The organism is Isoalcanivorax indicus (genome assembly GCF_003259185.1).
GTDB classification, from domain to species: domain Bacteria; phylum Pseudomonadota; class Gammaproteobacteria; order Pseudomonadales; family Alcanivoracaceae; genus Isoalcanivorax; species Isoalcanivorax indicus.
In genome coordinates, this window is sequence record NZ_QGMP01000001.1 from 1799688 (window position 1) to 1824049 (window position 24362).

The 24362-nt window shown below is 65.1% G+C and carries 19 protein-coding genes; 2 read left to right on the forward strand and 17 right to left on the reverse strand.

Features of this window, described 5'->3' with window-relative positions; all coding sequences use genetic code 11:
• Positions 1–70: 70 nt before the first annotated feature.
• Positions 71–1501 (reverse strand): parallel beta-helix domain-containing protein, encoded by a 1431-nt coding sequence (locus DKW65_RS08175; RefSeq protein ID WP_111656782.1) that lies wholly within the window; start codon positions 1499–1501, stop codon positions 71–73.
• Between the two features lie 182 nt (positions 1502–1683).
• On the opposite strand from DKW65_RS08175, the gene DKW65_RS08180 reads away from it, so the two are divergent.
• Positions 1684–2727, forward strand: coding sequence for an AraC family transcriptional regulator (locus DKW65_RS08180; RefSeq protein ID WP_162925773.1), 1044 nt, complete (start codon positions 1684–1686; stop codon positions 2725–2727).
• On the opposite strand, the gene hrpB is transcribed toward DKW65_RS08180, so the two are convergent.
• Positions 2724–5204 carry an ATP-dependent helicase HrpB gene (hrpB, locus tag DKW65_RS08185; RefSeq protein WP_111656784.1) on the reverse strand — a complete coding sequence of 827 codons (2481 nt, stop codon included), beginning with the start codon at positions 5202–5204 and terminating at the stop codon, positions 2724–2726. The genes DKW65_RS08180 and hrpB overlap by 4 nt on opposite strands.
• 118 nt (positions 5205–5322) lie before the next feature.
• Between hrpB and ppnP the strand changes: the two genes are divergently transcribed.
• Positions 5323–5604, forward strand: coding sequence for a pyrimidine/purine nucleoside phosphorylase (gene ppnP, locus DKW65_RS08190; RefSeq protein WP_111656785.1), 282 nt, complete (start codon positions 5323–5325; stop codon positions 5602–5604).
• Positions 5605–5623: 19 nt separating this feature from the next.
• Here ppnP and DKW65_RS08195 read toward each other — a convergent pair whose 3' ends face one another.
• The 15 genes from DKW65_RS08195 to DKW65_RS08265 form a co-directional block, all read right to left on the reverse strand.
• On the reverse strand, positions 5624–6937 hold the full coding sequence (locus DKW65_RS08195; RefSeq protein WP_111656786.1) for a TolC family outer membrane protein: 1314 nt from the start codon (positions 6935–6937) through the stop codon (positions 5624–5626).
• A 99-nt stretch (positions 6938–7036) separates the two neighbouring features.
• A complete protein-coding gene (locus DKW65_RS08200; RefSeq protein ID WP_111656787.1) occupies positions 7037–9103 on the reverse strand; it encodes a transglutaminase TgpA family protein in 2067 nt (688 codons plus the stop codon).
• Positions 9103–10068 (reverse strand): DUF58 domain-containing protein, encoded by a 966-nt coding sequence (locus tag DKW65_RS08205; protein ID WP_111656788.1) that lies wholly within the window; start codon positions 10066–10068, stop codon positions 9103–9105. Before DKW65_RS08205 ends, DKW65_RS08200 begins: the two co-directional genes overlap by 1 nt.
• Positions 10068–10973, reverse strand: coding sequence for an AAA family ATPase (locus DKW65_RS08210; RefSeq protein ID WP_111656789.1), 906 nt, complete (start codon positions 10971–10973; stop codon positions 10068–10070). The genes DKW65_RS08205 and DKW65_RS08210 overlap by 1 nt, the downstream gene beginning before the upstream one ends.
• Positions 10974–11002: 29 nt before the next feature.
• Positions 11003–12226: an O-succinylhomoserine sulfhydrylase gene (locus DKW65_RS08215; RefSeq protein ID WP_111656790.1), complete on the reverse strand. Its 1224-nt coding sequence runs from the start codon at positions 12224–12226 to the stop codon at positions 11003–11005.
• Between the two features lie 44 nt (positions 12227–12270).
• Positions 12271–13800, reverse strand: a complete 1530-nt coding sequence (purF, locus tag DKW65_RS08220; RefSeq protein ID WP_111656791.1) for an amidophosphoribosyltransferase — start codon at positions 13798–13800, stop codon at positions 12271–12273.
• Positions 13801–13831: 31 nt separating this feature from the next.
• Positions 13832–14320 (reverse strand): CvpA family protein, encoded by a 489-nt coding sequence (locus tag DKW65_RS08225; RefSeq protein WP_111656792.1) that lies wholly within the window; start codon positions 14318–14320, stop codon positions 13832–13834.
• Positions 14321–14426: 106 nt separating this feature from the next.
• Complete coding sequence (locus DKW65_RS08230) at positions 14427–15020, reverse strand: SPOR domain-containing protein (RefSeq protein ID WP_111656793.1); 594 nt, start codon at positions 15018–15020, stop codon at positions 14427–14429.
• 9 nt (positions 15021–15029) lie between these two features.
• Positions 15030–16268 carry a bifunctional tetrahydrofolate synthase/dihydrofolate synthase gene (gene folC, locus DKW65_RS08235; RefSeq protein WP_111656794.1) on the reverse strand — a complete coding sequence of 413 codons (1239 nt, stop codon included), beginning with the start codon at positions 16266–16268 and terminating at the stop codon, positions 15030–15032.
• Between the two features lie 32 nt (positions 16269–16300).
• Positions 16301–17185, reverse strand: a complete 885-nt coding sequence (gene accD / locus DKW65_RS08240) for an acetyl-CoA carboxylase, carboxyltransferase subunit beta (RefSeq protein WP_111656795.1) — start codon at positions 17183–17185, stop codon at positions 16301–16303.
• 13 nt (positions 17186–17198) lie between these two features.
• Positions 17199–18008, reverse strand: coding sequence for a tryptophan synthase subunit alpha (gene trpA / locus DKW65_RS08245; RefSeq protein ID WP_111656796.1), 810 nt, complete (start codon positions 18006–18008; stop codon positions 17199–17201).
• 20 nt (positions 18009–18028) lie between these two features.
• Positions 18029–19234: a tryptophan synthase subunit beta gene (gene trpB, locus DKW65_RS08250; protein ID WP_111656797.1), complete on the reverse strand. Its 1206-nt coding sequence runs from the start codon at positions 19232–19234 to the stop codon at positions 18029–18031.
• Entirely contained in the window at positions 19231–19899 is a 669-nt protein-coding gene (locus tag DKW65_RS08255) for a phosphoribosylanthranilate isomerase (protein WP_111656798.1), read from the reverse strand. The genes trpB and DKW65_RS08255 overlap by 4 nt, the downstream gene beginning before the upstream one ends.
• A gap of 95 nt (positions 19900–19994) precedes the next feature.
• The gene (truA, locus tag DKW65_RS08260; protein ID WP_111656799.1) at positions 19995–20801 is read right to left on the reverse strand and encodes a tRNA pseudouridine(38-40) synthase TruA; all 807 of its coding nucleotides are present in this window, start codon (positions 20799–20801) and stop codon (positions 19995–19997) included.
• Positions 20802–21352: 551 nt separating this feature from the next.
• Entirely contained in the window at positions 21353–24265 is a 2913-nt protein-coding gene (locus DKW65_RS08265) for a motility hub landmark protein FimV (RefSeq protein ID WP_111656800.1), read from the reverse strand.
• Between the last annotated feature and the right edge of the window lie 97 nt (positions 24266–24362).

The following is a 24362-nucleotide window of genomic DNA, read 5'->3' on the forward strand; positions in this document are numbered from 1 at the left end:
ATCCGGTTCCTCATACAGGACAGCACACTGCCCGCTGCGCTCAGGCGCAGCGGGCAGACCCATGCAGGTATCAGAGCTGGCAGGCATCGCCATCATCGTCAGCACCACAACCGAAGACGACACCGTTAATGGTCGCCGTGGCAGCGGGCAGGCGTGGTTGCGCACAGTGGATCGAACTGCTGTTACCCGTGTGCACAGCCGGACGCGGAATGGGGTTGAAGTCGCCATCGAATTCAAGCGTGCTGTCATCCGCCGGATCAAACAGATAGCCGACGCTCACTTCGCCATTGTCGCGGGCACAGACGTTATCCGAACCATCTGCGGCAAAGGGCTCTTCCATCAGTGGTGCACTGAACCCCTGATTGGCCAGCACCTCGCCAAGACCGTCATACAGAATCGCCGGGATACCTTCACCGATCAGGGTGAACACCGGCAGCACGATTTCTTCGATCAGTTGGCCGCGTGGATCGCTGCCGCTGGCCCCGATGGTGTTGTCGTGAATATGGATGTTGCGTGGTGTGACCCGGAACCCATCCTCGATAATCGACATCGCTGGCGTGCCGGCAATCTGGTAATCGGTAATGGCAATCGCCGTGGTGTCATGGTCGCTGATCCGGTTGTTGTAGATCTCCACATCGCGGGTGGCGAGCACGATCACACCCGTGCCCGGCGGTACGATATGCACACCGGCGGGGTTACTGCTCTGGTTGGCAAAGTTGTCGGTATTGTTTTCTTCGATATCGTTATCGAACACCCGCACGGTGGACCCGTAGATGGCATTGCCAATAGGCAGATCGAACACCAGCACACCCCCGGTATTCAGGCGCGCGATATTGCTGTAGACATCGGCATTACTGGAGTTCTCGATTTCGATACCGGCAACGTTCTCCTCGGCAATATTGTGTCGCACCACGATATTCTGCGACTGGCCCACATAGATGCCGGCGTCCGCCGAACCACGCACGTAGGAATGCTCGATGACGATATTGGAAGACTCCACCGGATACAGGCCATAGGCACCATTGTCCGAGGTCAGTTCGCCACGCCACTCGGCACCCACGCGCAGCATGTGCACGCCATCTACATTGAGCAGCTTGATACCATTGTTGTTGGCCTCGATCACCGTCAGATCACGAATGGTGATGTTGTTGGCGTTCTGCACATAGATGCCGTCGCCGCCCGCCGAGCTGGAGAAATCCAGCACCGTTTCCTCACGACCCTGGCCGCGCAGGGTCACGTTGTGCAGGCCGTTGGTCAGGCCATCGAGCGTCAGGGTGTCCTCGATCTCGAATTCCCCTTCGGGGAAGACGATCACGTCACCCGGTGATGCATTGATGAACGCCGCCTTGGCGCTCTCGGTCAGGTCGTCAGGGTCCAGCAGGATGGTACGCCCCTCACCAGGGCGATTGCTGGAACTGCTGCCGCCACAGGCCAGCAGCAAACTGGCCGCCAGTGCCAGCACAAGGCCGGTCAGTGGCTTGCTGTAATGGTCCACGATCATGATGCTCTCCCGTTTGCTCTTCTTATGCCCGGTCGGGCGGAACCCTATCGATACTCACGGGCGGGGTGACGGCCCACAATGGTGCGAAGCGCCTCACTGTTTCATGCATGTCGTGTGGCACCACCGTGCCAACGAGAGTAGGGTTAAGGCATGCAGTAAAAGAAGAACAACGGGATACCGCCATGCACCTGACCAAGCACCCTGCTCTGCTGGCCAGCGATGTGCGCTACTGGATGAGCCACGGCCTGTCACTGGAAGAACTGACCCGCGCTGCCGGCGTGCCGGTCTCACCCCATGTGTTGTCCGGCGAACGCTCTGACGCGACAACGATCTATCGCCTGTACTGCTATGCCAGCCGTCGTCTGAACGACCCGCTGATGGGCCTGCGCATCGGCCACCAGACGCTGATCAGCGATATCGCGCCACTGGTGTCGCTGGTCCATTACGCGCCGGATGGCTGGCACATGCTGCGGGCGGTGCAACACTTCTGGCCCCTGCTCAGTGAAGTTGATCAGTTGGAGATCCACGTTGAAGGGGGTCTGTGCCATGCGCGGTTGCGGCCGCTGGCCGATGCGTTGATGCATCCCCAGCAGAGCGAAGCCATGATCAGCGGCTTCCTGCGCCTGGCAGGCGTGGTGCTGGGGATCGACCAGACGCCGGAGGTCTGCGTCCGTCTGCGCCGGGACTGCCCGGCACAACCCGCCCTGTGGCGCGCCCTCAGTGGCGTGCCGGTCCACTTCGGCAGCGCCATGGACGAAGTGTGTTTTGGCCCGGACCTGCTTGACACCCCCAACCCGTCTGCCGACGCCGCCGCGTTTCGCCAGGCGCAGCAGGTGGCCCAGCGCGAGTTGACCCTGCTGCGGCAGCAGTTCTTCAGTGACGATATTGCGGCGCTGATCCGCGACCGGCTTCCCGAGGGGGTACCTGAGATTGCTGATGTGGCGGCGGGTCTGCATGTCAGCGTGCGCTGTCTGCAACGCCGCCTGCAGCAACAACAGACACGCTTCCGCAGTCTGGTGGACCAGGTCCGCTGCCATCAGGCCCGGGCGCTGGTGGCCGGCACCGCCCTGGGCTTCGCCGACATCGCCCAGCAGCTGGGATACACCGAAACCGGCACCCTGTTCCGCGCATTTCGCCGCTGGACGGGCATGACACCCGGGCAGTATCGGGCCCGCCAGGGGCTATCCGCGCCGGGGGCAGGCCCTTCAGGGGTGCGGCCCGCTTAGGCCTTGCCCCGGACGCCGCGCTGCGGTGCGGCGCTGAGCGGATCCTCCGGCCAGGGATGTTTCGGATAACGGCCACGCAGATCACGGCGTACCTGCGGATAGCCCTGCTGCCAGAAACTCACCAGATCGGCCGTCACCGCCACCGGCCGTCGCGCTGGCGACAGCAGATGCAAGGTCACCGGCACTCGCCCGCTCGCGACCGTGGGCGTCTGCTGCTGACCGAACATTTCCTGCAGCTTGACCGCCAGCACCGGCACGCCATCCGCCTGCAGCGTCGGCAGGTAATCCAGCGCGATGCGGCTTCCGCTGGGCACACTGAGGTGGGTCGGCGCCAGCGCCTCCAGTTGCTGACGCGCCTTGTGATCCAGCAACGCCATCAAGGCCTGCGCCAGCGGCAGGTCTGCCAGCTGTTTCAACCGGGTGATACCAGGCAGAAACGGCCCGCACCACCCTTCCAGCGCGGCCGCCAACGCCGCATCACTGACATCCGGCCAGGCATCACCCAACTCGCGACGCAGCAACAGCACCCGCGCCTGCCACTGGCGTAAATCCGGCGTCCATGGCAGCACCGCCAGTCCTGCCTCGCGGATGCCGGTCAGCAGCGCCTCCGCCACAGCCGCAGGCTCCGGCTGCGGCAGCGGCATCCTGCGCAGCACCAGCGCGCCCAACTGCTCGACCGTCTCTGCACGCACCAGTCCCTGCCGCGCATCCCACGCCACCTGCGCACGGCGCACCAGCGCGTCAGCACAGGCCTCCCGTAGCGCCGCCTCGGACACGGCCACCGCCAGGAAGATACGCGCTTCCCGCGCCTCACCATCCAGTTCCACCGCCACCAGATAGTCTGCCGCCGCCAGCGGATCCTCCTCGGGCAACCAGGCACCCCGGCCGTTACTCAGCAGAAAGCGACCGCCCTGCCCGCGCCGCTGGGCAACGCGATCAGGCCAGGCCCGGGCGAGCCATTCCCCGACAAGCGCCTCGGTCGGCGGGGCCGTCTCCGTCTGCCCCTTCGCCAGGCGACGTGCCAGGGCGCGCACCCGATCCAGCGCCGCGCGAGATACCCCGGCCGGGGCCGCACCGTGCAGTGCCTGCCAGCGCCGGAGCAGGTCAGCGCCCTGCTGGCGCGCGAGCGCACCGCTGAACAGGTCCCGCTCACTGAGCAGCGCCGCCAGCTCCGCCGCCTGACGCCCATGGCCTTGCGCTTGCCCGGTCAACAGCAGGTGCCCCAGCCGCGCGGGCAAGGGCACCCCCTGCAGGGCCTGCCCATGGCGGGTCATGCGGCCCTGTGCATCGAGGGCGCCCAAGGCTCGCAGCAGAGCGACCGCGCGGGCCAGCGCGGCCTGTGGCGGCGGGTCCAGCCAGATCAGCGTGGCCGGATCGGTGGCTCCCCAGGCGGCCAGCTCCAGGGCCAGATCCGTCAGATCAGCATGATTGATTTCAGCGGGCGCAAAGGCCGCCAGGCGCTCCGACTCGGGCCACAGGCGCAGGCACTGCCCGGCACTCAGGCGGCCCGCGCGCCCCGCCCGCTGGGTCGCCGCCGCTGCAGACACGCGTTCGGTCAGCAGCCGCGTCAGCCCGGAACCGGGATCATAATGCGGGCGTCGTGACCAACCGCAGTCCACCACGGTGCGCACCCCCTCGATGGTCAGGGAGGTCTCGGCAATGGCGGTGGTCAATACCAGCTTGCGCTGGCCCGGCGGCGGTGGCGCTATGGCCGCGTCCTGGTCGGCCTGGCTCAGCGTGCCCGCCAACGGTCGCAGCTGCACATCCTCGGGCAGCCCCTCCTCAAGGCGAGCCTGCAAGGCGCGAATTTCCCCTGCTCCAGGCAGAAACACCAGGACGCTGCCGGAGTCGGTACCCAGTAACTGGCGGATTTCCCGGGCCGCATGATCCAGCCAGGGCGTGCGCCCCGGCGCGCTGTAGCGCAGCGTCACCGGGTACTGACGTCCGGCGCTGATGATGATCGGCGCCTGATCCAGCAACGCGGCAATGCGCTCGCCGTCCAGCGTCGCTGACATCACCAGCAGGCGCAGCGTCGGCCGCAAGGCCTGTTGCGCCTCCCGCGCCAGCGCCAGCCCCAGATCCGCCTGCAAGGAACGCTCGTGGAATTCATCAAAGATCAGCACGCCGTAGCCGTCCAGCATCGGGTCCTGCTGCAGCATGCGGGTCAGCACCCCCTCGGTCACCACCTCGATCCGGGTCGAGGGTCCGATGCGGGTGTCCAGCCGGGTCCGGTAGCCAACGGTGTGCCCGGCGGTTTCGCCACATTGCCGGGCCATGAAGGTGGCCGCCGCACGGGCCGCCAGACGGCGAGGTTCAAGCATCAGGATGCGTTGCCCGGCCAGCCAGGGTGCGTCGAGCAGCGCCAGCGGCACCCGCGTGGTCTTGCCCGCGCCCGGCGGCGCCTGCAACACCACGGCATCATGCGTCTGCAAGGCTTCTGCCAATGCCGGCAACACGTCATCTATAGGGAGGGACACCCTGGTCTCCGCTGGCTGCAACGCGGCAGAGTGTAGCGGATTTCACCGCTTGCGCGCCGCTGGCGAGGGCGCCCGGGGGCATGCGATACTCGCGCGTCTTTTTTGATGCGGAGCAACCATGTTCAAGGTAAACCAGTATTTTGACGGCCAGGTGGCCTCCATTGCCTTCCAGACCGAGACCCTGCCCGCCACGGTCGGTGTCATGGCCCCCGGCGAGTACGAGTTCGGCACCAGCCAGCACGAAATCATGCAGGTCGTCAGTGGTGCACTGACGGTGCACTTGCCCGGCGCCGACGACTGGCAGACCTTCGCTGCCGGCGAGACGTTCGAGGTGCCCGCCAACAGCCGCTTCCAGCTCAAGGTGGCCGTGGATACCGCCTACCTGTGCCTGTATCGCTGATTACCCCCGATCAGGCCATTCAGGCCGGGTCCAGCAGGCTGTCGAGATTGCGCAGGTCGTCGGCAGCCAGCACCCCCGCCTCGTAACGCAGGTTCAGCAGGTTGACCAGGTACTGATAGCGGGCAGCGGAAAAACCTCGCCGCGCTTCCGCCAGACGTGCTTCGGCATCCAGCAGATCAAGAATGGTACGGGTGCCCGCCTCGTAACCGTGGCGGGTCGCCTCCAGCGCCTCGGCGGCGGACTCTTCACCACGCCGCAGGGCATCCACTTCCAGCAGGTCGGCCTGCACGCCGCGGAACAGCTGGCGAATACGACGATCTGTTTCCAGCGTCAGTCTGGCCAGCTCGGCACGGGCCGCCTCGGCACGGAAACTGGCTTCCCGCCCGCGCGCCCGGCTGACGCCGCCCTGATACAGCGGCACCTGCAATTCGATCCCGACACTGGCCTCACGCCGCTCCAGACCATCGGCAAAGTCCCGGGTGTCGGCATAGTTGTACCCCGCCACGGCATCCAGCGTTGGCGTGTAATCGGAGCGCCGCGCCGCCAGCTCGGACTCGGCATTGACCAGATTCTGTTGCGCCTGCAGCAGCACCAGGCTGTGACGGCGCGAGGTGTCCAGCCAGTCCTGCGCCGTCGCCGGCATCAGAGGTGGCAATGCGGTATCACGCCCCAGGGACGGCAGCTCGGCGTAGCCGTTATTGGTAATTTCATTGAGGGCATCCTGGGCGGCGTCCAGTGCCGCTTCCGCACGGATCGTCCGGGCCCGGGCCAGGTCAGCGCGGGCACGGGCCTCGGTCAGTTCGGTGCGCGCCACCACCCCGGCTTCAGCGCGATTACGGGTATCGTCCAGCGCCTTGTCCAGCGCATCCTGCTCCAGCAGCGCCAGAGCGCGGCCATCACGCGCTTCCAGAACGCCGAAATAGCGCTCGGCCACGCGCAGGATCAACAACTGGATACGGTCCTCGCGACCGATGTCCGCCAGACGGTCGAGCGCCTCGGCCTGGCGGCCGCGGGCCGACCAGTCACGCCGATAGAGCGGTTGCCGTAGCTCGACCCCCGCGTTGTACACGTTGCCCTCGTCCTCACCACCGGGGAACACATTACTCTCGACCCGTGCCCGACCCACGGCAGCACTGCCAAACGCATTCAGCGACGGACGCAGGCTGCCACTGACCTGGCGACCGCGCAGCCGGTCGGCTTCGTAAATGGCCAGCGACTGGGGAATGGCGGGATCGAATTCCGTGGCCAGATCGAACGCCTCGGACAGGCCCATGCCCTGGGCAGAAACAGTAAAGGACAGCATGGCAGCCAGCAGCAGCGGTCTCCCCGGCATGATGGTATCTCCTTGTTATGATTCACGGTGGCGCAGAAACGCGCCACAGCATGCCAGCCTCGTCGGCCAGGCAGAAGGGAACATTATCGCGATAAATGACTACCCCGCCGGTGTGCCGGCGCGGCGCAGACGCCAGCGCAACTGACGACGCAAGCGGCGCAATTGACGGCGGCAGTCTGTGGCCTCGTCGCCAGCATAGGCCGCCTGTTCATAGAGCCCTGCCCAGCGGCGCATGTCATCAGCCACCGCAGGCCATAATTGCCCGGCCCGCTGCGCCAGTTCACGCGGCGGCAAATGCTCCGGCTGAGGCAAACCGGCACGCCGCAACTGGCGTCCCATGGCGTGGTATTCCCGCTGCAGGGGTGACCGGGCCGGGCCACGCTGGCGCAACAGGACCCACAACGCCACCGGCAGCAGCAGGATCAGCATGCCGATCAGCAACGCCTGGGCCAGGCGCCAGGGCGATATTTCCCCCAGCCAGCGTTCCAGAAACGCCAACTGGGCCGTTTCATCGTAACCGAGCACCCATTTCTGCCAGCTGAACTGAATGTAATCCAGGCTGTTACGCAGCCGCGCCAGCATCGGGTGGCTGCCACCACGGCCGCCAAACAGGTTCTGCAAACCGCCCCCGCCCCCGTCGCGGAAGGGTTCCATCCCCTGTTCGATGCGCTCCGGCGCCACCGCGCCAGTGGGGTCGTACTCCACCCAGCCCTCACCCTCGATCCATATCTCGACCCAGGCATGGGCGTGGTACTGGTGCACACGCAAATGATTGCCCATCGGATTCAGTTCGCCGCCCTGGTAGCCCGCCACGATGCGCGCGGGCACACCGGCGGCCCGCATCAGGTAGGCGAACGCCGACGCATAGTGCTCGCAGAAGCCGCGCCGGGAATCAAACAGGAAAGCGTCCACCGTGTCGCCGCGCAGCAAGGGCGGTTCGAGGGTGTAGAAGAATGCCTCTTCACGGAACCAGCGCAGGATACGCTCGGCATACCGGCGCGGGTCTCCCTCGGCCCGCCGGAACCAGTCTTCCGCCAGCAGGCGGCTGCGGCCATTACCGGACTCCGGCAGCGAGAGATTGAAATCACGCTCCCAGTCCGGCAACGGCATGGCGGCCTTAAGCAAGGGGTAGCTGGTAACGGTGTACGCGTAGCGCTGCTCCAGGTCCGCATCGCGCACCAGACGAAAATCCCGCACCAGGCCGATATCGCGCTGCTCGGCAAAGGGCACCGCCAGCGCATACAGCCACGGACGTCGGCTCGGTTCCTGCACCACGCGATAGCGGTATACCGGGCCGGGCACCTGTTCGCGCGCCACGCTGAGCCCCGGGTACCAGGTATTCGCTGGCCCCCGGTTGCCCGGCCCCTGGGCAAACTGCACCAGTTCGTCACGGGGTATCTCCCGGGGCGAGGCCTGGCTCCAGCGGCGGCCATCGAACCAGGAGTACGTGAGCCCGCGCCAGTAGCGCGCCGCTGGCGGCGGCACCTCGCCGTCGAACTCGACCCGGAAGGCGAGTTCGGCAGACTGGGTCAGGTGGCTCACCTCCCCCGGTGCCATGGAATCGGACATGCCGGTACGCGCCTGCTCCTGGCGTATCTCCAGCGCCCACAGGGGCCCGACACGGGGCACCAGCACGAACAGCAGCAGCATCAGCGGCAAGGCCTGCAGCAACATCACGCTGGCCAGGCGGACATGGGCACTGGCCCGGGCCCGCGTTTCCGGCTTGTTGATGCCCACCAGCGCCGCTGTCAGCAACAGCATCGCCAGCAGCACATAGAACGCCGCCAGCGGCCCCTGATAGAACAGGAAGGTGGTGGCCAGCACGAAATAGCCCAGCACCAGCAGCACATAGGCGTCGCGCAGCCGGAACATCTCCAGCAGCTTGAGGCCGAACGCCGCCACCAGCAGGCAGGCCCCGGCCTCGGGACCGGCGATGGTGCCATGGCTGTACACCGTACCGGCAACAATGCCGCCCAGCAGCAATACGCGGATGCTGCGCCCGGGCATGCGCAGGCGACCACGCTGCACCAGCACACGCGCCACCAGCAGCGCGGGAATGAGCAGCTGCAACCAGAGCGGCCCCATCCACAGATGCGGCAGCGCCGCCAGGAAGGTACCCAGGGTCAGCAGCCAGAAGGTATGGTGTGGCACCTGATAGACGCGCATCAGCCCCCCTGCTCCGGCTCACCATGGCGGCCCAGGCGGTCCAGCGCCTGGCGTTGCTGGTCGGCCCCGCTGCCGGGCGCCAGTTCGCCTTCGGGCAAGCGCAGCCCATAGCGCTGCTGGCGTTGCTCCAGGGCCAGCACCCACCAGGCCAGTCGCGACAACCGGGTCTCGATATCCAGGCCGGGCAAGCGCTCCCACTCCAGCCACAACCAGCCTTCCTGGGGATCAGAAAAATCCTTGCTGAACAGGCCGCGCCCGCCGGCATAGGCTTTCCAGTCCACCTGGCGCGGCGAGTCACCGAGCTGGTAACTTCGCAGGCCCTGAAAATCCTCACTGCCACGCTGGCGTGCCCGGTGCGCGCCGCTGCGCTCCTCGCCGCCACCCGCAGGGCACAGGTCGCTGGGCATGGGGCGCGGCCAGCCCAGGCAGGTGTGCGCCATATCCAGCACGCTCCAGGCGCGCAACAACCCGAGCGGGTAGCGGCTCTCGACCCGCAGGCGGCCCGGTGCGTTATAGCCACGTCGGCGCAGCCGCACCGTCAGCCACAGGGATTTTTCCTCGCCGGGCGCGACCGATACTTCCTCGGCGGGCACGCCGGGGTAATGCAGCCACAAACCGGTGTGGGCATGGCGGTCGCCAGCGTGCAGCACGATCTCGAGCGCCCCTTCCCCACCAGCAAAACCCGGCGCCTGCTGGCCCGCCCGCAGCACCAGCCCGGAGAGATTACGAAAGGTGTGCAGGATGGCGATCATGAACAGGCTGGCCATGAGAAAGGCCAGTGCCATGATCAGATTGTTTTCGTAGTTGATGCCCCCCACAAACAGCGCGGCGGCAATCACCAGAAAGAGCAGGCCATAGCCCGTCGGCAGGATGAAGATACGGCGCTGGTTCAGCCGCTGCTGCCGCGCCCCCGGCATGCGCCGGTCGAGCCAGCGGCGGTAGGCCCTGCGCAGCGCGCCAGCCATCAGCGCACCACCGGCACGGCCTCCAGCAGGCGGCTGGCACTGCCTGCGGAAGCGCCCGAGACAGACTGCAGCCGATGCTCGCACACCGGCCTGAATACGGCCTGCACGTCTTCGGGAATCACATAACGCCGCCCGTCGAGCAACGCCCAGGCACGCGCGGCGCGGAGCATGCCCAGCCCGGCACGCGGTGACAAACCGGCCACGAACAGGCCACAACTGCGGCTGTGCTCCAGCAAGCGCTGCACGTAATCCAGCAGATCGTCGGACGCGTGCACCTCGCCCACCTCGGCCATCAGCGCCTGCAGGTCCTCAACACTCAACGCGGGCGCCAGATCCAGCGCGCGCTCGCGCAGGTCACCGGCACGCAGCAGGGCACGCTCGGCATCCGGCGCCGGATAGCCCAGACTGATGCGCATGAGAAAACGGTCAAGTTGCGATTCAGGCAGCGGGAAGGTGCCGCCCTGGTCCACCGGATTCTGGGTGGCGATGACGAAGAAGGGTTGCGGCAAGGGACGTGTGCTGCCATCCAGAGTGACCTGGCGCTCTTCCATGGCTTCCAGCAACGCGCTCTGGGTTTTCGGCGTAGCCCGGTTGATCTCGTCGGCCAGCAGCAGCTGGGTAAACACGGGGCCCTGGCGCAGCACGAATTCACGCGTATCGGCGTTGAAAACCGACACGCCGAGAATGTCGGCGGGCAACATGTCGCTGGTGAACTGCACCCGTTGATAATCGAGAGAAAATATACGTGCCAGCGCATGCGCCAGCGTGGTCTTGCCCATACCGGGCAGGTCTTCGATCAGCAAGTGGCCGCGTGACAACATACAGGCCACGGCGAGGCGCACCTGTTCTTCCTTTCCCAGCACGATGTTGCCGACACGGGTCAGTGCGTCCGTCAGTTTCTGCATCGGGATCCCCCGGAAATGAATGGTAGCGCTCAGACCCTCGAGGTATGTCCCAGGGCCTGAAGGCCGCGCACCATGTCGGCCTTGAGGTCATCGAGCGCCTCCAGGCCCACGGCAAGACGGATCAGGTTTTCGCTGATGCCGCTGCGGCGTTTTTCGTCGTCGCTGACCCGGGCATGGGTGGTCGAACCCGGGTGCGTGATGGTGGTCTTTACATCGCCCAGATTGGCCGTGATGGAGACCAGTCGTGTCGCATCGATAAACCGCCATGCCGCCTGCCGGTCGCGCTGCCCATCGCTGTCTTCCACCTCGAAGGACAGGACACCGCCAAAGCCGCTTTGCTGGCGCGCCGCCAGTTCATGATGCGGATGCGACGTGAGGCCCGCGTAATGAACGCGAGCGATGCCCGGCTGCTGCGCGAGCCACTCCGCCATGCCCAGCGCATTGCGGGAATGGGCCTGCATGCGCAGCGACAGGGTTTCCAGTCCGGACTGGAACACCCAGGCATTGAACGGGCTCATGCTGGCACCGGTGCTGCGCAGGAAACTGTAGACCTCGGTCATGCGCGCTGCCGGGCCGATCACGGCGCCGCCGAGGCAACGGCCCTGCCCGTCCAGATATTTGGTGGCACTGTGAATGATGAAGTCGGCGCCCAGGTCCAGCGGCCGTTGCAGTGCCGGGGTGCAGAAGCAGTTGTCCACGATCAACTCGGCACCATGCGCGTGGGCCAGTTCGGCCAGCGCGGCGATATCGCCCACTTCCGCCAGCGGATTCGATGGCGTTTCCAGATAGAGGAATCGGGTTTGCGGGCGGATCGCCGCACGCCAGGCCTCCAGATCGGCCAGGTCCACCAGCGTGGTGTCGATGCCGAACTTGCGCAGATACTTGTCGTACACCACGTGGGTGGTGCCGAACACGCCACGGGAACTGACGATATGATCGCCCGGCGACAGCAGCGCCATGAAGGTGGCCGTGATGGCCGCCATACCCGAGGCAAACGCCACACATTGTTCGCCACCCTCCAGCGCCGCCAGGCGTTGCTCGAAGGCACGCACCGTCGGATTGGTAAAGCGGGAATAGACGTTCCCCGGCTCCTCACCGGAGAAGCGCGCAGCGGCCTGGGCCGCCGTTTCGTAGACAAAGCTGGAGGTCAGGAAGACCGGATCAGAGTGCGCCATTTCATCCGTGCGCAACTGCGCCGCCCGGATCGCCAGGGTATCAATACCAAGATCATCCGGTAACGGCCTGTCCGACATCACCCACTCCTCTGCTTGATGTTGCTGCACTTGTTCAGCTGCACTTATTCAGCATTGTGCAGGTCGATTACCCCGTTTTCAGCCAGGGCAGCGTTGCGCTGACGATTGCTGTCACGCTTGGCGGCATCATTGCGCAGTTGCTCGAGATAGTCGAGGTAGTCGCGATTGATGTTGCCCGCCAGATAATTGCCGTCAAACACCGAGCACTCGAACTGCTCCACGGCGGGATTGCCCTCGCGGCAGGCTTCGATCAGATCGTCAAGGTCCTGATAGATCAGGCGGTCAGCCCCGATCAGTTCGCAGACCTCTTCCACCGTGCGGCCATGGGCAATCAGTTCCTTTGCCGCCGGCATGTCGATGCCATACACATTCGGATACTGCACCGGCGGGGCCGCCGAGGCAAAGTACACCTTGCGCGCGCCCGCCTCGCGGGCCATCTGGATGATCTCGTTGCAGGTGGTGCCCCGCACAATCGAATCATCCACCAGCAGCACATTCTTGCCGCTGAATTCCAGCTCGATCGCATTGAGCTTCTGGCGCACCGACTTCTTGCGCTGCTGCTGACCCGGCATGATGAACGTACGGCCGATATAACGGTTCTTGATGAAGCCTTCGCGGTACTTCACATCCAGCGTATTGGCCAGTTGCAGGGCCGATGTGCGGCTGGTGTCGGGAATCGGGATCACCACATCGATATCGTGGTTCGGCCATTCGCGGCGGATCTTCTCGGCCAGCTTCTCGCCCATACGCAGGCGCGCCTTGTAGACCGAGATATCATCAATGATGGAATCCGGACGGGCCAGATAGACCTGCTCGAAGATACACGGCGACAGCTGCGTGTGCGCAGCACATTGCTGGGTATGCAGAACACCCTCATCAGTGATGTAGATGGCCTCACCCGGCGCCAGATCGCGCTCCAGGTGAAAGCCCAGGGCCGACAGCGCCACACTCTCCGAGGCCACCATGTACTCCGTGCCCTGCGCTGTTTCGCGCTTGCCATAACAGACCGGCCGCACACCGTAGGGATCACGGAACGCCAGGATGCCGTAGCCGGTAATCATGGCCACCACGGCGTAGGCGCCCTCGACGCGCTCATGCACGCGCCGCACGGCGGCAAAGATATCCTCCGGCCCCGGCACCAGCTTGCCCAGCGACTGCAACTCATGGGCGAACACGTTGAGCAGCACCTCCGAATCGGACGTCGTGTTGATATGACGCAGGTCGGCGCGAAAGATGTCTTCCGCCAGGGCATTGGAATTGGTCAGGTTCCCGTTATGCGCCAGCGTGATCCCGTAAGGGGAATTGACGTAGAACGGCTGCGCTTCGGCCGAGCTCGAGGTGCCCGCCGTGGGGTAACGCACGTGACCGATCCCCATGTTGCCCACCAGACGGCGCATGTGCCGGTTGCGGAACACGTCCCGCACCATGCCATTGTCCTTGCGCAGGAACAGACGGTCGCCGTCGCAGGTGACGATCCCCGCGGCATCCTGGCCACGATGCTGGAGAACGGTCAGGGCATCATAGATGCTCTGATTCACGTTCGAGTGCCCGACAATGCCCACTATGCCGCACATGCTCGGTTCCTCTGCAATTGACTGAAAAACATTATCCGAAACGGGTCACGAATTCGATGAACGCGGAGGCCATCTGTCGCGACCAGTCTTCCATCATGGCGAACTGTGGCACCAGCACCGACTGCTGCCACCACACATCGTCCACAAACATCGGCCCTGCCAGGGCCACCAGCACGATCACCACGACCATGCCACGTACTGCACCAAAGACCATGCCAAACAGGCGGTCGGTGCCGCTGAGGCCAGTGACACGCACCAGTTCACCCAGCAAATGATTGATCAGCGCGCCCACAACAAGCGTCGCGGCAAACAGGGAACCGAACGCCACCGCCATACGGATACTCGGCGTCTCGATAGAAGGTTCCAGCATGACCTCAAGGCCCGGCCCGAACAACCGGGCGATGATGAACGCGGCCACCCAGGTGACCAGGGAAAAGGCTTCGCGCATGAACCCGCGTCGCACACTGATCAGCGCCGACACGGCAATGATGAAGAGAATTACCCCGTCCGCCAGGTTCATAGGCCTACCCGTTGATGAGGACGCGAATGGTAGCAGAGGCGAAGCGGCTTGCCCACGCCGGAAACCGGTTTCCGGCGTGATCCGGGCAGGCCTGTGGCGGGCGGGTTCAAGGCCCCAGGGAGACCACCAGGCCTTGCAGGGCGAAGGCCTCGTCAGCGGCAATCCGCTCACGCAGGGCCGCCGCCCGATCACGTTGCAGTTCAGGCCCCAGATAGACCCGGTGCAGGCGCTGTTCCCCCTGTTCGAACGGTTGGGTGAACGCCCGATAGCCTGCATCACGCAGCGCAGCGGCCAGTTCCGCTGCGCCCTCGGCGCGACTGAAACTGCCCACCTGCACTGCCCAGCCACTCAGGGGCGGATCGTCTTCCGGTTCAGCGGCCACGGGCTCGCGGATCGTCTCCCCCTCCCCGGCCTCGTGCTCATCCTCATGAGCGGGGTCCGGCACCACGGCCAGCGCCTGCTCACCATCGCGCCGCACCTGGTCGCGCTCCTCATCGATGCGCAGCTCCGCCTCGGCCACCTCCTCATCGCTGACCGCCGGCACAATCGGCATCGCCGGGGAGGCCGGCGGCGTCGGCAGTTCCATATCCAGGGCCACACGAACCTGCTCGGGGCTGCGCAGCAGAAACGGGGTGACGATTGCCGCCAGCAGCAGCAACAGAATGGCACCGACAATACGCTGCCTGAGCTGTTTATCCATCAGTCTGCCTCAGGATTCCGGGAGAGCATTCCGGGAAAGCACCGGAGTAGCCTCCGCCACCGTATAAAAAGATCCGAATACCAGAACACGGTCGCCGGGCGACGCTGCCCGCAACGCCGCCTCCACGGCGGCCTCGACCGTGGCGTGGCAGCGCGCGGGGGCCACCGCCGCCGCCAACCGCTCGGCCGAGCCACCCCGGGGGCCGGCCAGATCGGCCAGAAACCATTCATCCACCTGCCCGTGAAACGGCGTCAGCGCCGCCACCGGCTTGTCCGCGAGCATGGCACATACGGCCAGGGTACGACCACCGGCAGCCGCAGGAACGCGAGCCAGAAAGCGTGCCAGCGCCTCCCGATTGTGGCCAACATCCAGATACCAGTCGACGCCCGCGCGCCGCAGATGCTGACAGCGCCCCGGCAAACGCAGTTCCGTCGCCACGGCCGCAATCCGCTCGGGCACGGGCGCATGCCCGAGCAGCACCAGCGCCTGCACGGCAGCGGCGAGATTATCCTCGCCCAGCCAGACATGGGCCAGCGGCAATCTGAGGGTGGCCTCTTCCTGGCGCCACCAGATCTGCCCCGGCTCGCCACCGAACACGTCACCCGCACGCCACAACGGCACCTGATCAGCGTCGGCCAGCGTGGCGATCACCGCCGGCATGTCTCGCTCGCCATACAGCAGCGGTCGCCCGCGGCGCCGGATGCCCGCTTTCTCCGCCGCAATCAGCTCCCGGGTATCGCCCAGCCAGTCAGTGTGATCCAGCCCCACAGAGGTAATGATGGCCACATCCGCATCCACCAGATTGACCGCATCCAGGCGGCCACCCAGGCCCACTTCCAGAATCAGCAGATCCGGTGCCTCGCAGCGGAATACCCAGAACGCCGCCAGGGTGGTGAACTCGAAGTAGGTCAACGGCACCTCGCCCCGGGCGGCGTCGACCGCTTCGAAGGCGCGGCACAGCAGCGCGTCGTCGGCCTCATGGCCGTCGACACGGACGCGCTCGTTGAAACGCAGGATATGCGGGGAAGTATAGACACCGGTGCGCAGGCCGTGATCGCGCGCCAGCGCATCCAGCAACGCCACCGTCGACCCCTTGCCGTTGGTACCGGCGACAGTGATCACGGGCATGGCCGGTTTCAGCAGTTGCAGCCGCGCGGCCACCATGGTCAAACGATCAAGGCCCATCTCGATCTCGCGATGGTGCAGCGATTCGATATGGGCCTGCCAATCGGCCAGCGAGCGATTCATGGCAAGCACCGGCTCATGGGAGGGGCGTCAAGTCAGGCGCTTTCCGCTTCGGCGGGCGGCGCATGCATCATGCTGGCCAGCACACGATGTAGCGTATCGCGCATCTCATGCCGGTGAACGATCATGTCGATGGCGCCATGATCCAGCAGGAATTCACTACGCTGGAAACCTTCGGGAAGCTTCTGTCGCACGGTCTGCTCGATCACCCGCGGGCCGGCAAAACCGATCAGCGCGTTGGGCTCGGCCACGTTGATGTCGCCCAGCATTGCCAGCGACGCCGATACCCCGCCATAAACCGGATCGGTCATCACCGAAATGAACGGCAAACCGGCTTCGCGCATGCGTTGCAACGCGGCGCTGGTCTTGGCCATCTGCATCAGCGAGAACAGCGCTTCCTGCATCCGCGCACCGCCACTGGCCGCGAAACAGACCAGTGGAATACGCCGTTCCAGACAGACATCCACGGCGCGGACAAACCGGGCCCCGACCACAGACCCCATGGAACCGCCCATGAAGTTGAACTCGAAGGCGCACGCCACCAGCGGCAAGGTCTTGAGCTTGCCGCGCATCACGATCAGGGCATCCCCTTCACCGGTCGCCTTCTGTGCCGCGTTCAGACGATCCTTGTACTTCTTCGAATCCTTGAACTTGAGCCGGTCCACCGGTATCAGCTCTGCCCCGATTTCCGCCTGCGGGCTGTCATCCAGGAACAGCTTGAGGCGCTTGCGGGCACCGATACGCATGTGATGGTCGCATTTGGGACACACATCCAGATTGCGCTCAAGCTCCGGCCGGTACAAGACCCCGTCGCAGCGCGGGCACTTGCGCCACAGGCCTTCCGGTACGCTGGCCCGGCGATCTTCGCCGGTGCGGCGGATGGCGGGGAGAATCTTTTCCAGCCAGTTATTTGTGCTCATGCTTCGCTTCGCCTTATTCGCTCTGGTCCATGGCGGCACGCATTTCCGCCAGCAGACCCGCTACCTGCGCCGGAATCGCCTCCGGCTGCTGTGCATGATCGGCGATACGCTGAACCAGCGCGCTGCCCACCACAACCCCATCGGCAACCCGCGAGACCGCCTGTGCCGATGCAGCGTCCTTGATACCAAAGCCGACCCCGATGGGCAATTTCGCATGTTTGCGAATTGTTTCCACCTTGGCCGCGACTTCCTCGGCATTCAGCGACGCGGAACCGGTCACGCCCTTGAGAGAGACGTAGTACAGGTAACCCGTACCGGCCTCGGCGATGGTCTGCATACGCGCTTCGGTGGTGGTCGGCGCCAGCAGAAAGACCCGGTCCAGACCATGCTGATCAAACAGCGGTGCCATCTCGACCGCCTCTTCTGGCGGCAAGTCCACCAGCAGAACGCCGTCGACACCCGCCGCCGCCGCCCGCTCCGCGAACACCTCGTAACCCATGGCTTCCACCGGATTGAGGTAGCCCATCAGGACCACCGGCGTGGTGTCGTTGTCCTGACGGAACTGGCGCACCATGTCGAGGACACCCAGCAAGGTCGTCCCGGCGGCCAGCGACCGCTCACAGGCGAGCTGAATCACCGGGCCATCGGCCATCGGATCGGAAAACGGCATGCCCAGCTCGATGATGTCGGAACCCGCCTCCACCATGGCGTGCATCAGGGGCACCGTCACCGATGCGGACGGATCACCCGCCGTCACATAGGGAATCAGTGCCTTGCGCCCCTGCGCCGCGAGTGCGGCAAAACAACCTGCAATACGACTCACCTGAAACTCCTCGGGATGAATTACTGACCTTCCATGGCGGCGACAGTATGGATGTCCTTGTCGCCCCGCCCGGACAGGTTGATGATGATGCTCTGCTGCGGCGACATGGTCGGCGCCAGCTTGGCGGCATAGGCCACGGCATGTGCCGTTTCCAGGGCCGGCATGATGCCCTCGGTCCGCGTCAGTTCGTGGAACGCCGCCAGCACTTCCTTGTCCGTGGCCGCCACATACTGCACCCGCCCGATGTCCTTCAGCCAGGCATGCTCGGGGCCGACACCGGGATAATCCAGCCCGGCAGACACCGAATGCGTATGGATGATCTGGCCGTCAGCATCTTCCATCAGATAGGTCCGGTTGCCGTGCAGCACCCCGGGACGTCCCGCTGACAACGGCGCCGCATGACGGCCCGTCTCCAGACCGTCACCACCGGCTTCCACGCCATACATGGCAACGCTGTCGTCATTCAGGAACGGATGGAACAGGCCGATGGCGTTGGAGCCACCGCCCACACAGGCCACCAGCGCATCCGGCAGGCGCCCGGTCTGCTCCAGATGCTGGGCGCGCGCTTCGCGACCGATGATGCAATGGAAATCACGCACCAGCGTCGGATACGGATGCGGCCCGGCCACGGTGCCAATGATGTAATAGGTATCATCAACGTTGGTCACCCAGTCACGCATGGCCTCGTTCATGGCGTCCTTGAGCGTGGCCGAACCCGAAGTGACCGGAATCACTTCTGCGCCCAGCAACTTCATGCGAAACACATTCAGCTTCTGCCGCTCGACGTCCTCAGCGCCCATATAGATCTGGCACTTGAGCCCGAGCCGCGCCGCCACCGTGGCGGTGGCCACACCGTGCTGGCCCGCCCCGGTCTCGGCAATCACCCGCGGCTTGCCCATGTGCTTCGCCAGCAGCGCCTGACCGATGGTGTTGTTCACCTTGTGCGAGCCGGTGTGATTCAGATCTTCGCGCTTGAGAAAGATCTGCGCCCCACCCAGTTTCTTCGACCAGCGTTCTGCCAGATACAGCGGCGACGGACGACCCACGTAGTGCGCCATATCACGATCGAAATCAGCCCGGAACACGGGGTCATCACGTAGCTGGACATAGGTGTCTTCCAGCTCGGCCAGTGCCGCCATGAGGGTCTCGGACACGAACCGGCCACCGTAAGCACCGAAGTGCCCACGCGGGTCGGGAAAGGCTGCATAATCGGGACGTTCTGTCACCTGCTACTCCTCGCGTTGGCTGCCGTGGCAACCTGCTCTATGAAGGCGTTGATCGCCGTGGCGCTCTTGATGCCCTTGCACGCGCTGCCTGTCGCATCATGCGCCTCGACACCGCCGCTGACATCCACGGCCCAGGGCTGTACCTGCTGCACCGCCACGGCCACATTGGCAGGCGTCAGGCCGCCCGCCAGAATCAGGGGCAATGGCATGGACGCCGGAATCCGCCCCCAGTCGAAGGTCGCGCCCGTGCCGCCCGGCAGGCCCGGCACCCAGGCATCCAGCAGGATGCCGCGCGCGCCGGCCTCGGCGTAACGCTGCGCTTCGCGCGCCGGGTCCAGCCCGTCGCGCATGGCCAGCGCCTTGAACCAGGGCCGCCCGAAGCTGGCGCAATAGTCCGGCGTTTCCTCACCATGGAACTGGAGCATGTCCAGCGGCACCCGCGCCAGCAGGTCCTGCACCTGTGCTGCGGGCCAATCCACAAACAGCCCGACACTGGTGACAAACGGCGGCAACACGGCACACAGCCCCGCCGCCGTCTCGGCACTGACGGCGCGAGGGCTGGGCGGGTGAAACACCAGCCCGACAGCATCTGCCCCCGCCTGCGCTGCGCTGAGCGCGTCTTCCGGCCGGGTAATGCCACAGATCTTGGTGCGGGTGCGAAACAAAAGACGTCTCCGACGGTGGGCGCCCGGCACCTGTGGCGCCAGCGGCTTGCCCGATGATAACAAAATTCGGTGAGCAGAGCGTAACGGCAGCAGCGCTACCCGCCATCCAGATCGTCCGGCAGCCACTGCGGCCCCAGGCGCCGCGTCGGCAAGGCAAAGTCACTGTCGTAGGTCACCCCCACCAGATACAGCCCGAACGGCGGCGCCGTCACGCCGCCCTGCCGACGATCCCGGGCCGCCAGGACTTCACCGGCCCATTCCGGCGACTTCTTGCCACAGCCGATGGCCATGAGCACACCTGCAATGTTGCGCACCATATGCATCAGAAAGGCATTCGCCTCCGCCTCCAGCACGATCAATGGCCCCCGCTGGTACAGTTCCAGCCGATGCAATGTCTTGATGGGCGACTTGCCCTGGCAGGCGATACCGCGATAAGAGGTAAAATCGTGGGTGCCCCGCAAGGCGGGCAACGCGGCACGCATGCGCTCGACGTCCAGGGGCCGGTAGTTCCAGGTGATCTGCCGGTTGAACAGCGCCGGACGGATCGGGTCGTTATAGATCACGTAACGATAACGGCGCGCCTGGGCGCCGAAGCGAGCATGAAACGTCTCGGGTACCGGCTTCGCCCAGAGAATGGCAATGTCCGGGGGCAGATTGGTGTTGGCGCCGTACACCCAGCCCCGCTCGGTACGCTCGGCATCGGTGTCAAAATGGATCACCTGCCCGGTGGCGTGCACACCGGCATCGGTGCGTCCGGCGCAGCTCAGCGCCACACGATGATTGGCCACCTTGCCCAGTGCTTGCTCCACCGCCAACTGCACAGACGCCACACCCGGCTGCTGTGTCTGCCAGCCGTGGTAGCGGCTACCGTCGTATTCAACACCAAGGGCAATACGGGTCATGGGCTCGGGCACGCGCGCGTTCAGTTACGGGCTGCACAGGATAGCCCCCAACGGGCCGGATGCAAGCGCAGCTTGTTATGATGGCGAGTGGCTGCATCGCACACGCGCCGTGGCAAAGAGGGTCACCCTCCAGCAGAGAGGCGTTGAGGCGGGGTACGCCCTTCCGGGAACGCTCAAGCCATCCATGGGCGCTCTTTCTTTGGCCATCCATGGCCAAAGATGTCCCTCCAGGGCGCACCCCGCCTCAACGCCGCAGCGAGATTTGATGTCCGGTGGCTATAAAGGGTTCTGGAGGAACAAAACCATCGACCGTCTGCCAGCTTGAAGACCGGGCTGCGCGTGACGGCCCTCGGGGGGCGGGTAAAGGGTTTCTGGACCTTCGAGAGGCATGGATGCCGAACGAGAGCCCCCATGGACGGGTTCACGGCGTGTCCAGAAACCCTTTACCCGCCCCCCGAGGGCCATAACCACCCAACCAAAAAAGAATGGAATCACATCCACAAAAAAACCGCCCGAAGGCGGTTTTTTTATCGTGCAACCGAGGCAGGAAATCAGCCCACCTGGGCCAGCAACTCCCGCGCTTCGGATTGCTGCTGGTCGTTGCCCTCAGCGACCACCTCGTTGAGGATGTCGCGGGCACCATCCGTGTCGCCCATGTCGATGTAAGCCCGCGCCAGATCCAGCTTGGTCGCGTTCTCGTCGGTTTCGCCGAGGAAATCGAAGTCATCGTCGTCACCCAGACCGGCATCCTCCGACAAGCGAACCGCCGGTGCAGGAGCGGCCGGGCGCGGCGCTTCAACAGCCGGGGTACTGGCCGCCGGCGGCGCCGGTTCCGGCGTGTCGTCCAGAGACAGGATGTCATCCAGATCATCCGCGCGCGATGCAACAGGCTCCAGCTCGATATCGTCCAGCGAAATCTCGTCATTCAGACCGCTGTCATCCAGATCGACATCCTCGAGACTGATGTCCTCCAGCTCCGGCATGTCCAGGCTCAGGCTGTCATCCGCTGCCGGACGCGGCGCAGGCTCGTCCAGCGTCAGATCATCCAGTGACAGATCCAGATCGTCCTCGTCCACGCTTGCGGTTTCGGTCGTGACACCAGAGAACTCATCGCTGACGTCATCCAGCTTCAGTTCGCCGAAATCCATGTCACCGCCAGCGTCATCCAGCAGACCCGCCCCCGTGTCGAGTTCGAGCACCGGGTCCGCTTTCAGGCTGGCAGAGATTTCTTCGTCCGACAGGCTCTCTTCATCACTGTCGTTGATGCTGTACTTGTTGCTGGCTGCGGCGGGTGTGCGCGGGGCTTCCGGGGCAGGCTCGGACGGCACATCCAGATCGAAATCACCGAAATCGTCGAGGCTGTCTTCCAGCTCCAGTATCTCGTCGTCCTGTGCATCATCCGCACTGTCATCCAGCGTCAGGATATCGTCATCGGCGCTGTCGACCGACGGACGCTCGTTGCGGGGCGCCGGTTGCGCGGTCAGGTCCATGGCCAGGTCGTCAAACGACAGGTCGTCGTCGGCCGCGGTGTCACCGCCACCCAGCCGGGGGCGCAGTGCGGCAATATGCTTGTCCAGATCGCCATTCAGACCACCGAGCTTGGTCGCTTCCTGTTCGAAGGCGGCACTGTCCTGGCTCTCGACCAGTACATCCAGCAGCCGCTTCTTCAGATCAATTCGGCCCGGCTCCTGGGAAATGGCATTGCGCAGATGGGCGGTGGCCTGCGGGTACTGGCCATAGGCCATGAACACTTCGACCTGCTCCAGCGGGTCCTGGCGACCGGCCGCGGGCGCCGCGTCTGCGCCGTCGTCGCTGTCGGCAAACGGGTCTTCGTCATCACTCGCGGACAAATCCGGCAGGAAATCGTCATCGTCACCGAAGGCTTCCATCTCGGCGTCATCGTCCGCCCCGGCGGCGGCGTGCTGACGGCGGCGCTGCAATACCGCCAGCAATACCAGCAGCAGCAACAAAAGGGCCGCACCGGCCAGCACCAGGGGGTTGCCCAGCAGGTTGTCCATCAGCGAGGGCTGTGGCGGGGTCGGCGGCGCGGTCTGGGGCGGCGTGGTCGGCCGCTCGCGCTCGGCCGGGGTGGCCGGGGCAACCGCTACCGCCTCGTCGTCTTCGTCTTCGCGGGTGGCGTCATCGGCATCGGTGATGCGTGCCTCCGACTCGGTAGCGTCTTCACTGCGCTCCTCGTCGTCTGCCTCGTCAGCACCGATCAGTGCAGGGACTGGCGCCAGCAGGCTGTCGTCTTCGTCGGCGTCGATGCCGCGCTCTTCCCGCAGGCGGCGCAGCTCTTCCTGCAGGCGGGTAATCTGGTCGTTGCGCAGCCGCAGGATATCCTCACCGGTATTGACCTGGTCTTCGAGGTCGCGCAGCCGGTCGGCCAGTTCGCGATTCTCGCGGCGCATCTGATCGAGCTGTTCGTCGCGTTGCAGCAGTTCGTTTTCCAGTGCGGCGCCGTCGCCGGCCCGGGCGGAACCGGCTCCCGTGCCGGCCCCGCTGCCCTCGGTGTCCGGTGCCACCAGGGTCACGCGGCCCTGATCCGGGCGCGTGGTCGCTACATCTGTATCACGGGTACGTGGTGTGCCATCCAGCTGCTGTCGGCCAGGCTGCTGGATACCACGTGCCTCCAGCAGCGCACGCCACTGCCGGTTCTGTTCGGCCACCGAAGCCAGTGCCTCGCGGGTGCTGAGGCGGCGGGCCTCTTCTTCGCTGGGCAGGCGCAGTACGGCGCCTTCGCGCACCAGGTTCACGTTATTGTTGATGAAGGCATCCGGGTTCATCTCCTGGATCACCATCATCATCTGCTGCACGGACACGCTGTCGTTGGGCCGGTTGTCACGGGCGATGCGCCACATGGTGTCGGAACCACGAACCGTATGGGTGCGCGTGGTCGCAGGCTCGCGGGTTGCCGGGCGCGGCGTGGCCGGGGCAGCCACGCGCGGCGTATCACGCTCGGGCGCGGTCTCCGGACGCGGTTGCGGGCGCGGCTGCGGAGCCGGGTCCGGGCGCGCTGGCGGGGCCGTCGCGGCCGGTGCCTGGGGGCTGCTGCGCCGATCCGCCGCATAGCTGGGCGGGTCCAGCAGCACCGTGTATTCACGCAACATGCGTCCGGTAGGCCACAGGTATTCGACGAGGAAGTTCAGATAGGGTTCGCGCACCGGCTGCCGAGTGGTAACACGCACCACCCCGCTGCCGTCTTCAGAGAGATTGACTTCGAAGCGAAGCTCGCTGTGCATCGACTGGCGGTCGACACCCGCCACCGCGAAATCGCGATCCGAAGCCAGGCTGACCAGCAGCTGCTCCTGATTCAGGTCGCCGGTATCACGCAACGTGATCTTCATGTCCAGCGGCTGATTGAGGTAGGAATTGAGCGTGTAATCCCCGACACCAAGCGCCGACGCCAGCCCTGGCAAAAACAATGCCACTGCGGTGAAACCGATCCCAAGTCTTCGCAACATGGTTGAACCCTTTATTTATTATGCCTGCCATCCGCGGAGGGATTCATGGCATGTCATCACCCAGCATCACCGAATTGTGCATTCCCAGTCTGCACAA

What these genes read in the sequence shown, in the direction of transcription:
- DKW65_RS08175 (WP_111656782.1), bottom strand. Translation starts at nt 1,501, where the DNA reads ATGATCGTGGACCATTACAGCAAGCCACTGACCGGCCTTGTGCTGGCA.
- DKW65_RS08180 (WP_162925773.1), top strand. Translation starts at nt 1,684, where the DNA reads ATGCACCTGACCAAGCACCCTGCTCTGCTGGCCAGCGATGTGCGCTAC.
- ppnP (WP_111656785.1), top strand. Translation starts at nt 5,323, where the DNA reads ATGTTCAAGGTAAACCAGTATTTTGACGGCCAGGTGGCCTCCATTGCC.
- DKW65_RS08195 (WP_111656786.1), bottom strand. Translation starts at nt 6,937, where the DNA reads ATGCCGGGGAGACCGCTGCTGCTGGCTGCCATGCTGTCCTTTACTGTT.
- DKW65_RS08200 (WP_111656787.1), bottom strand. Translation starts at nt 9,103, where the DNA reads ATGCGCGTCTATCAGGTGCCACACCATACCTTCTGGCTGCTGACCCTG.
- DKW65_RS08205 (WP_111656788.1), bottom strand. Translation starts at nt 10,068, where the DNA reads ATGGCTGGCGCGCTGCGCAGGGCCTACCGCCGCTGGCTCGACCGGCGC.
- DKW65_RS08210 (WP_111656789.1), bottom strand. Translation starts at nt 10,973, where the DNA reads ATGCAGAAACTGACGGACGCACTGACCCGTGTCGGCAACATCGTGCTG.
- DKW65_RS08215 (WP_111656790.1), bottom strand. Translation starts at nt 12,226, where the DNA reads ATGTCGGACAGGCCGTTACCGGATGATCTTGGTATTGATACCCTGGCG.
- purF (WP_111656791.1), bottom strand. Translation starts at nt 13,800, where the DNA reads ATGTGCGGCATAGTGGGCATTGTCGGGCACTCGAACGTGAATCAGAGC.
- DKW65_RS08225 (WP_111656792.1), bottom strand. Translation starts at nt 14,320, where the DNA reads ATGAACCTGGCGGACGGGGTAATTCTCTTCATCATTGCCGTGTCGGCG.
- DKW65_RS08230 (WP_111656793.1), bottom strand. Translation starts at nt 15,020, where the DNA reads ATGGATAAACAGCTCAGGCAGCGTATTGTCGGTGCCATTCTGTTGCTG.
- folC (WP_111656794.1), bottom strand. Translation starts at nt 16,268, where the DNA reads ATGAATCGCTCGCTGGCCGATTGGCAGGCCCATATCGAATCGCTGCAC.
- accD (WP_111656795.1), bottom strand. Translation starts at nt 17,185, where the DNA reads ATGAGCACAAATAACTGGCTGGAAAAGATTCTCCCCGCCATCCGCCGC.
- truA (WP_111656799.1), bottom strand. Translation starts at nt 20,801, where the DNA reads ATGACCCGTATTGCCCTTGGTGTTGAATACGACGGTAGCCGCTACCAC.
- DKW65_RS08265 (WP_111656800.1), bottom strand. Translation starts at nt 24,265, where the DNA reads ATGTTGCGAAGACTTGGGATCGGTTTCACCGCAGTGGCATTGTTTTTG.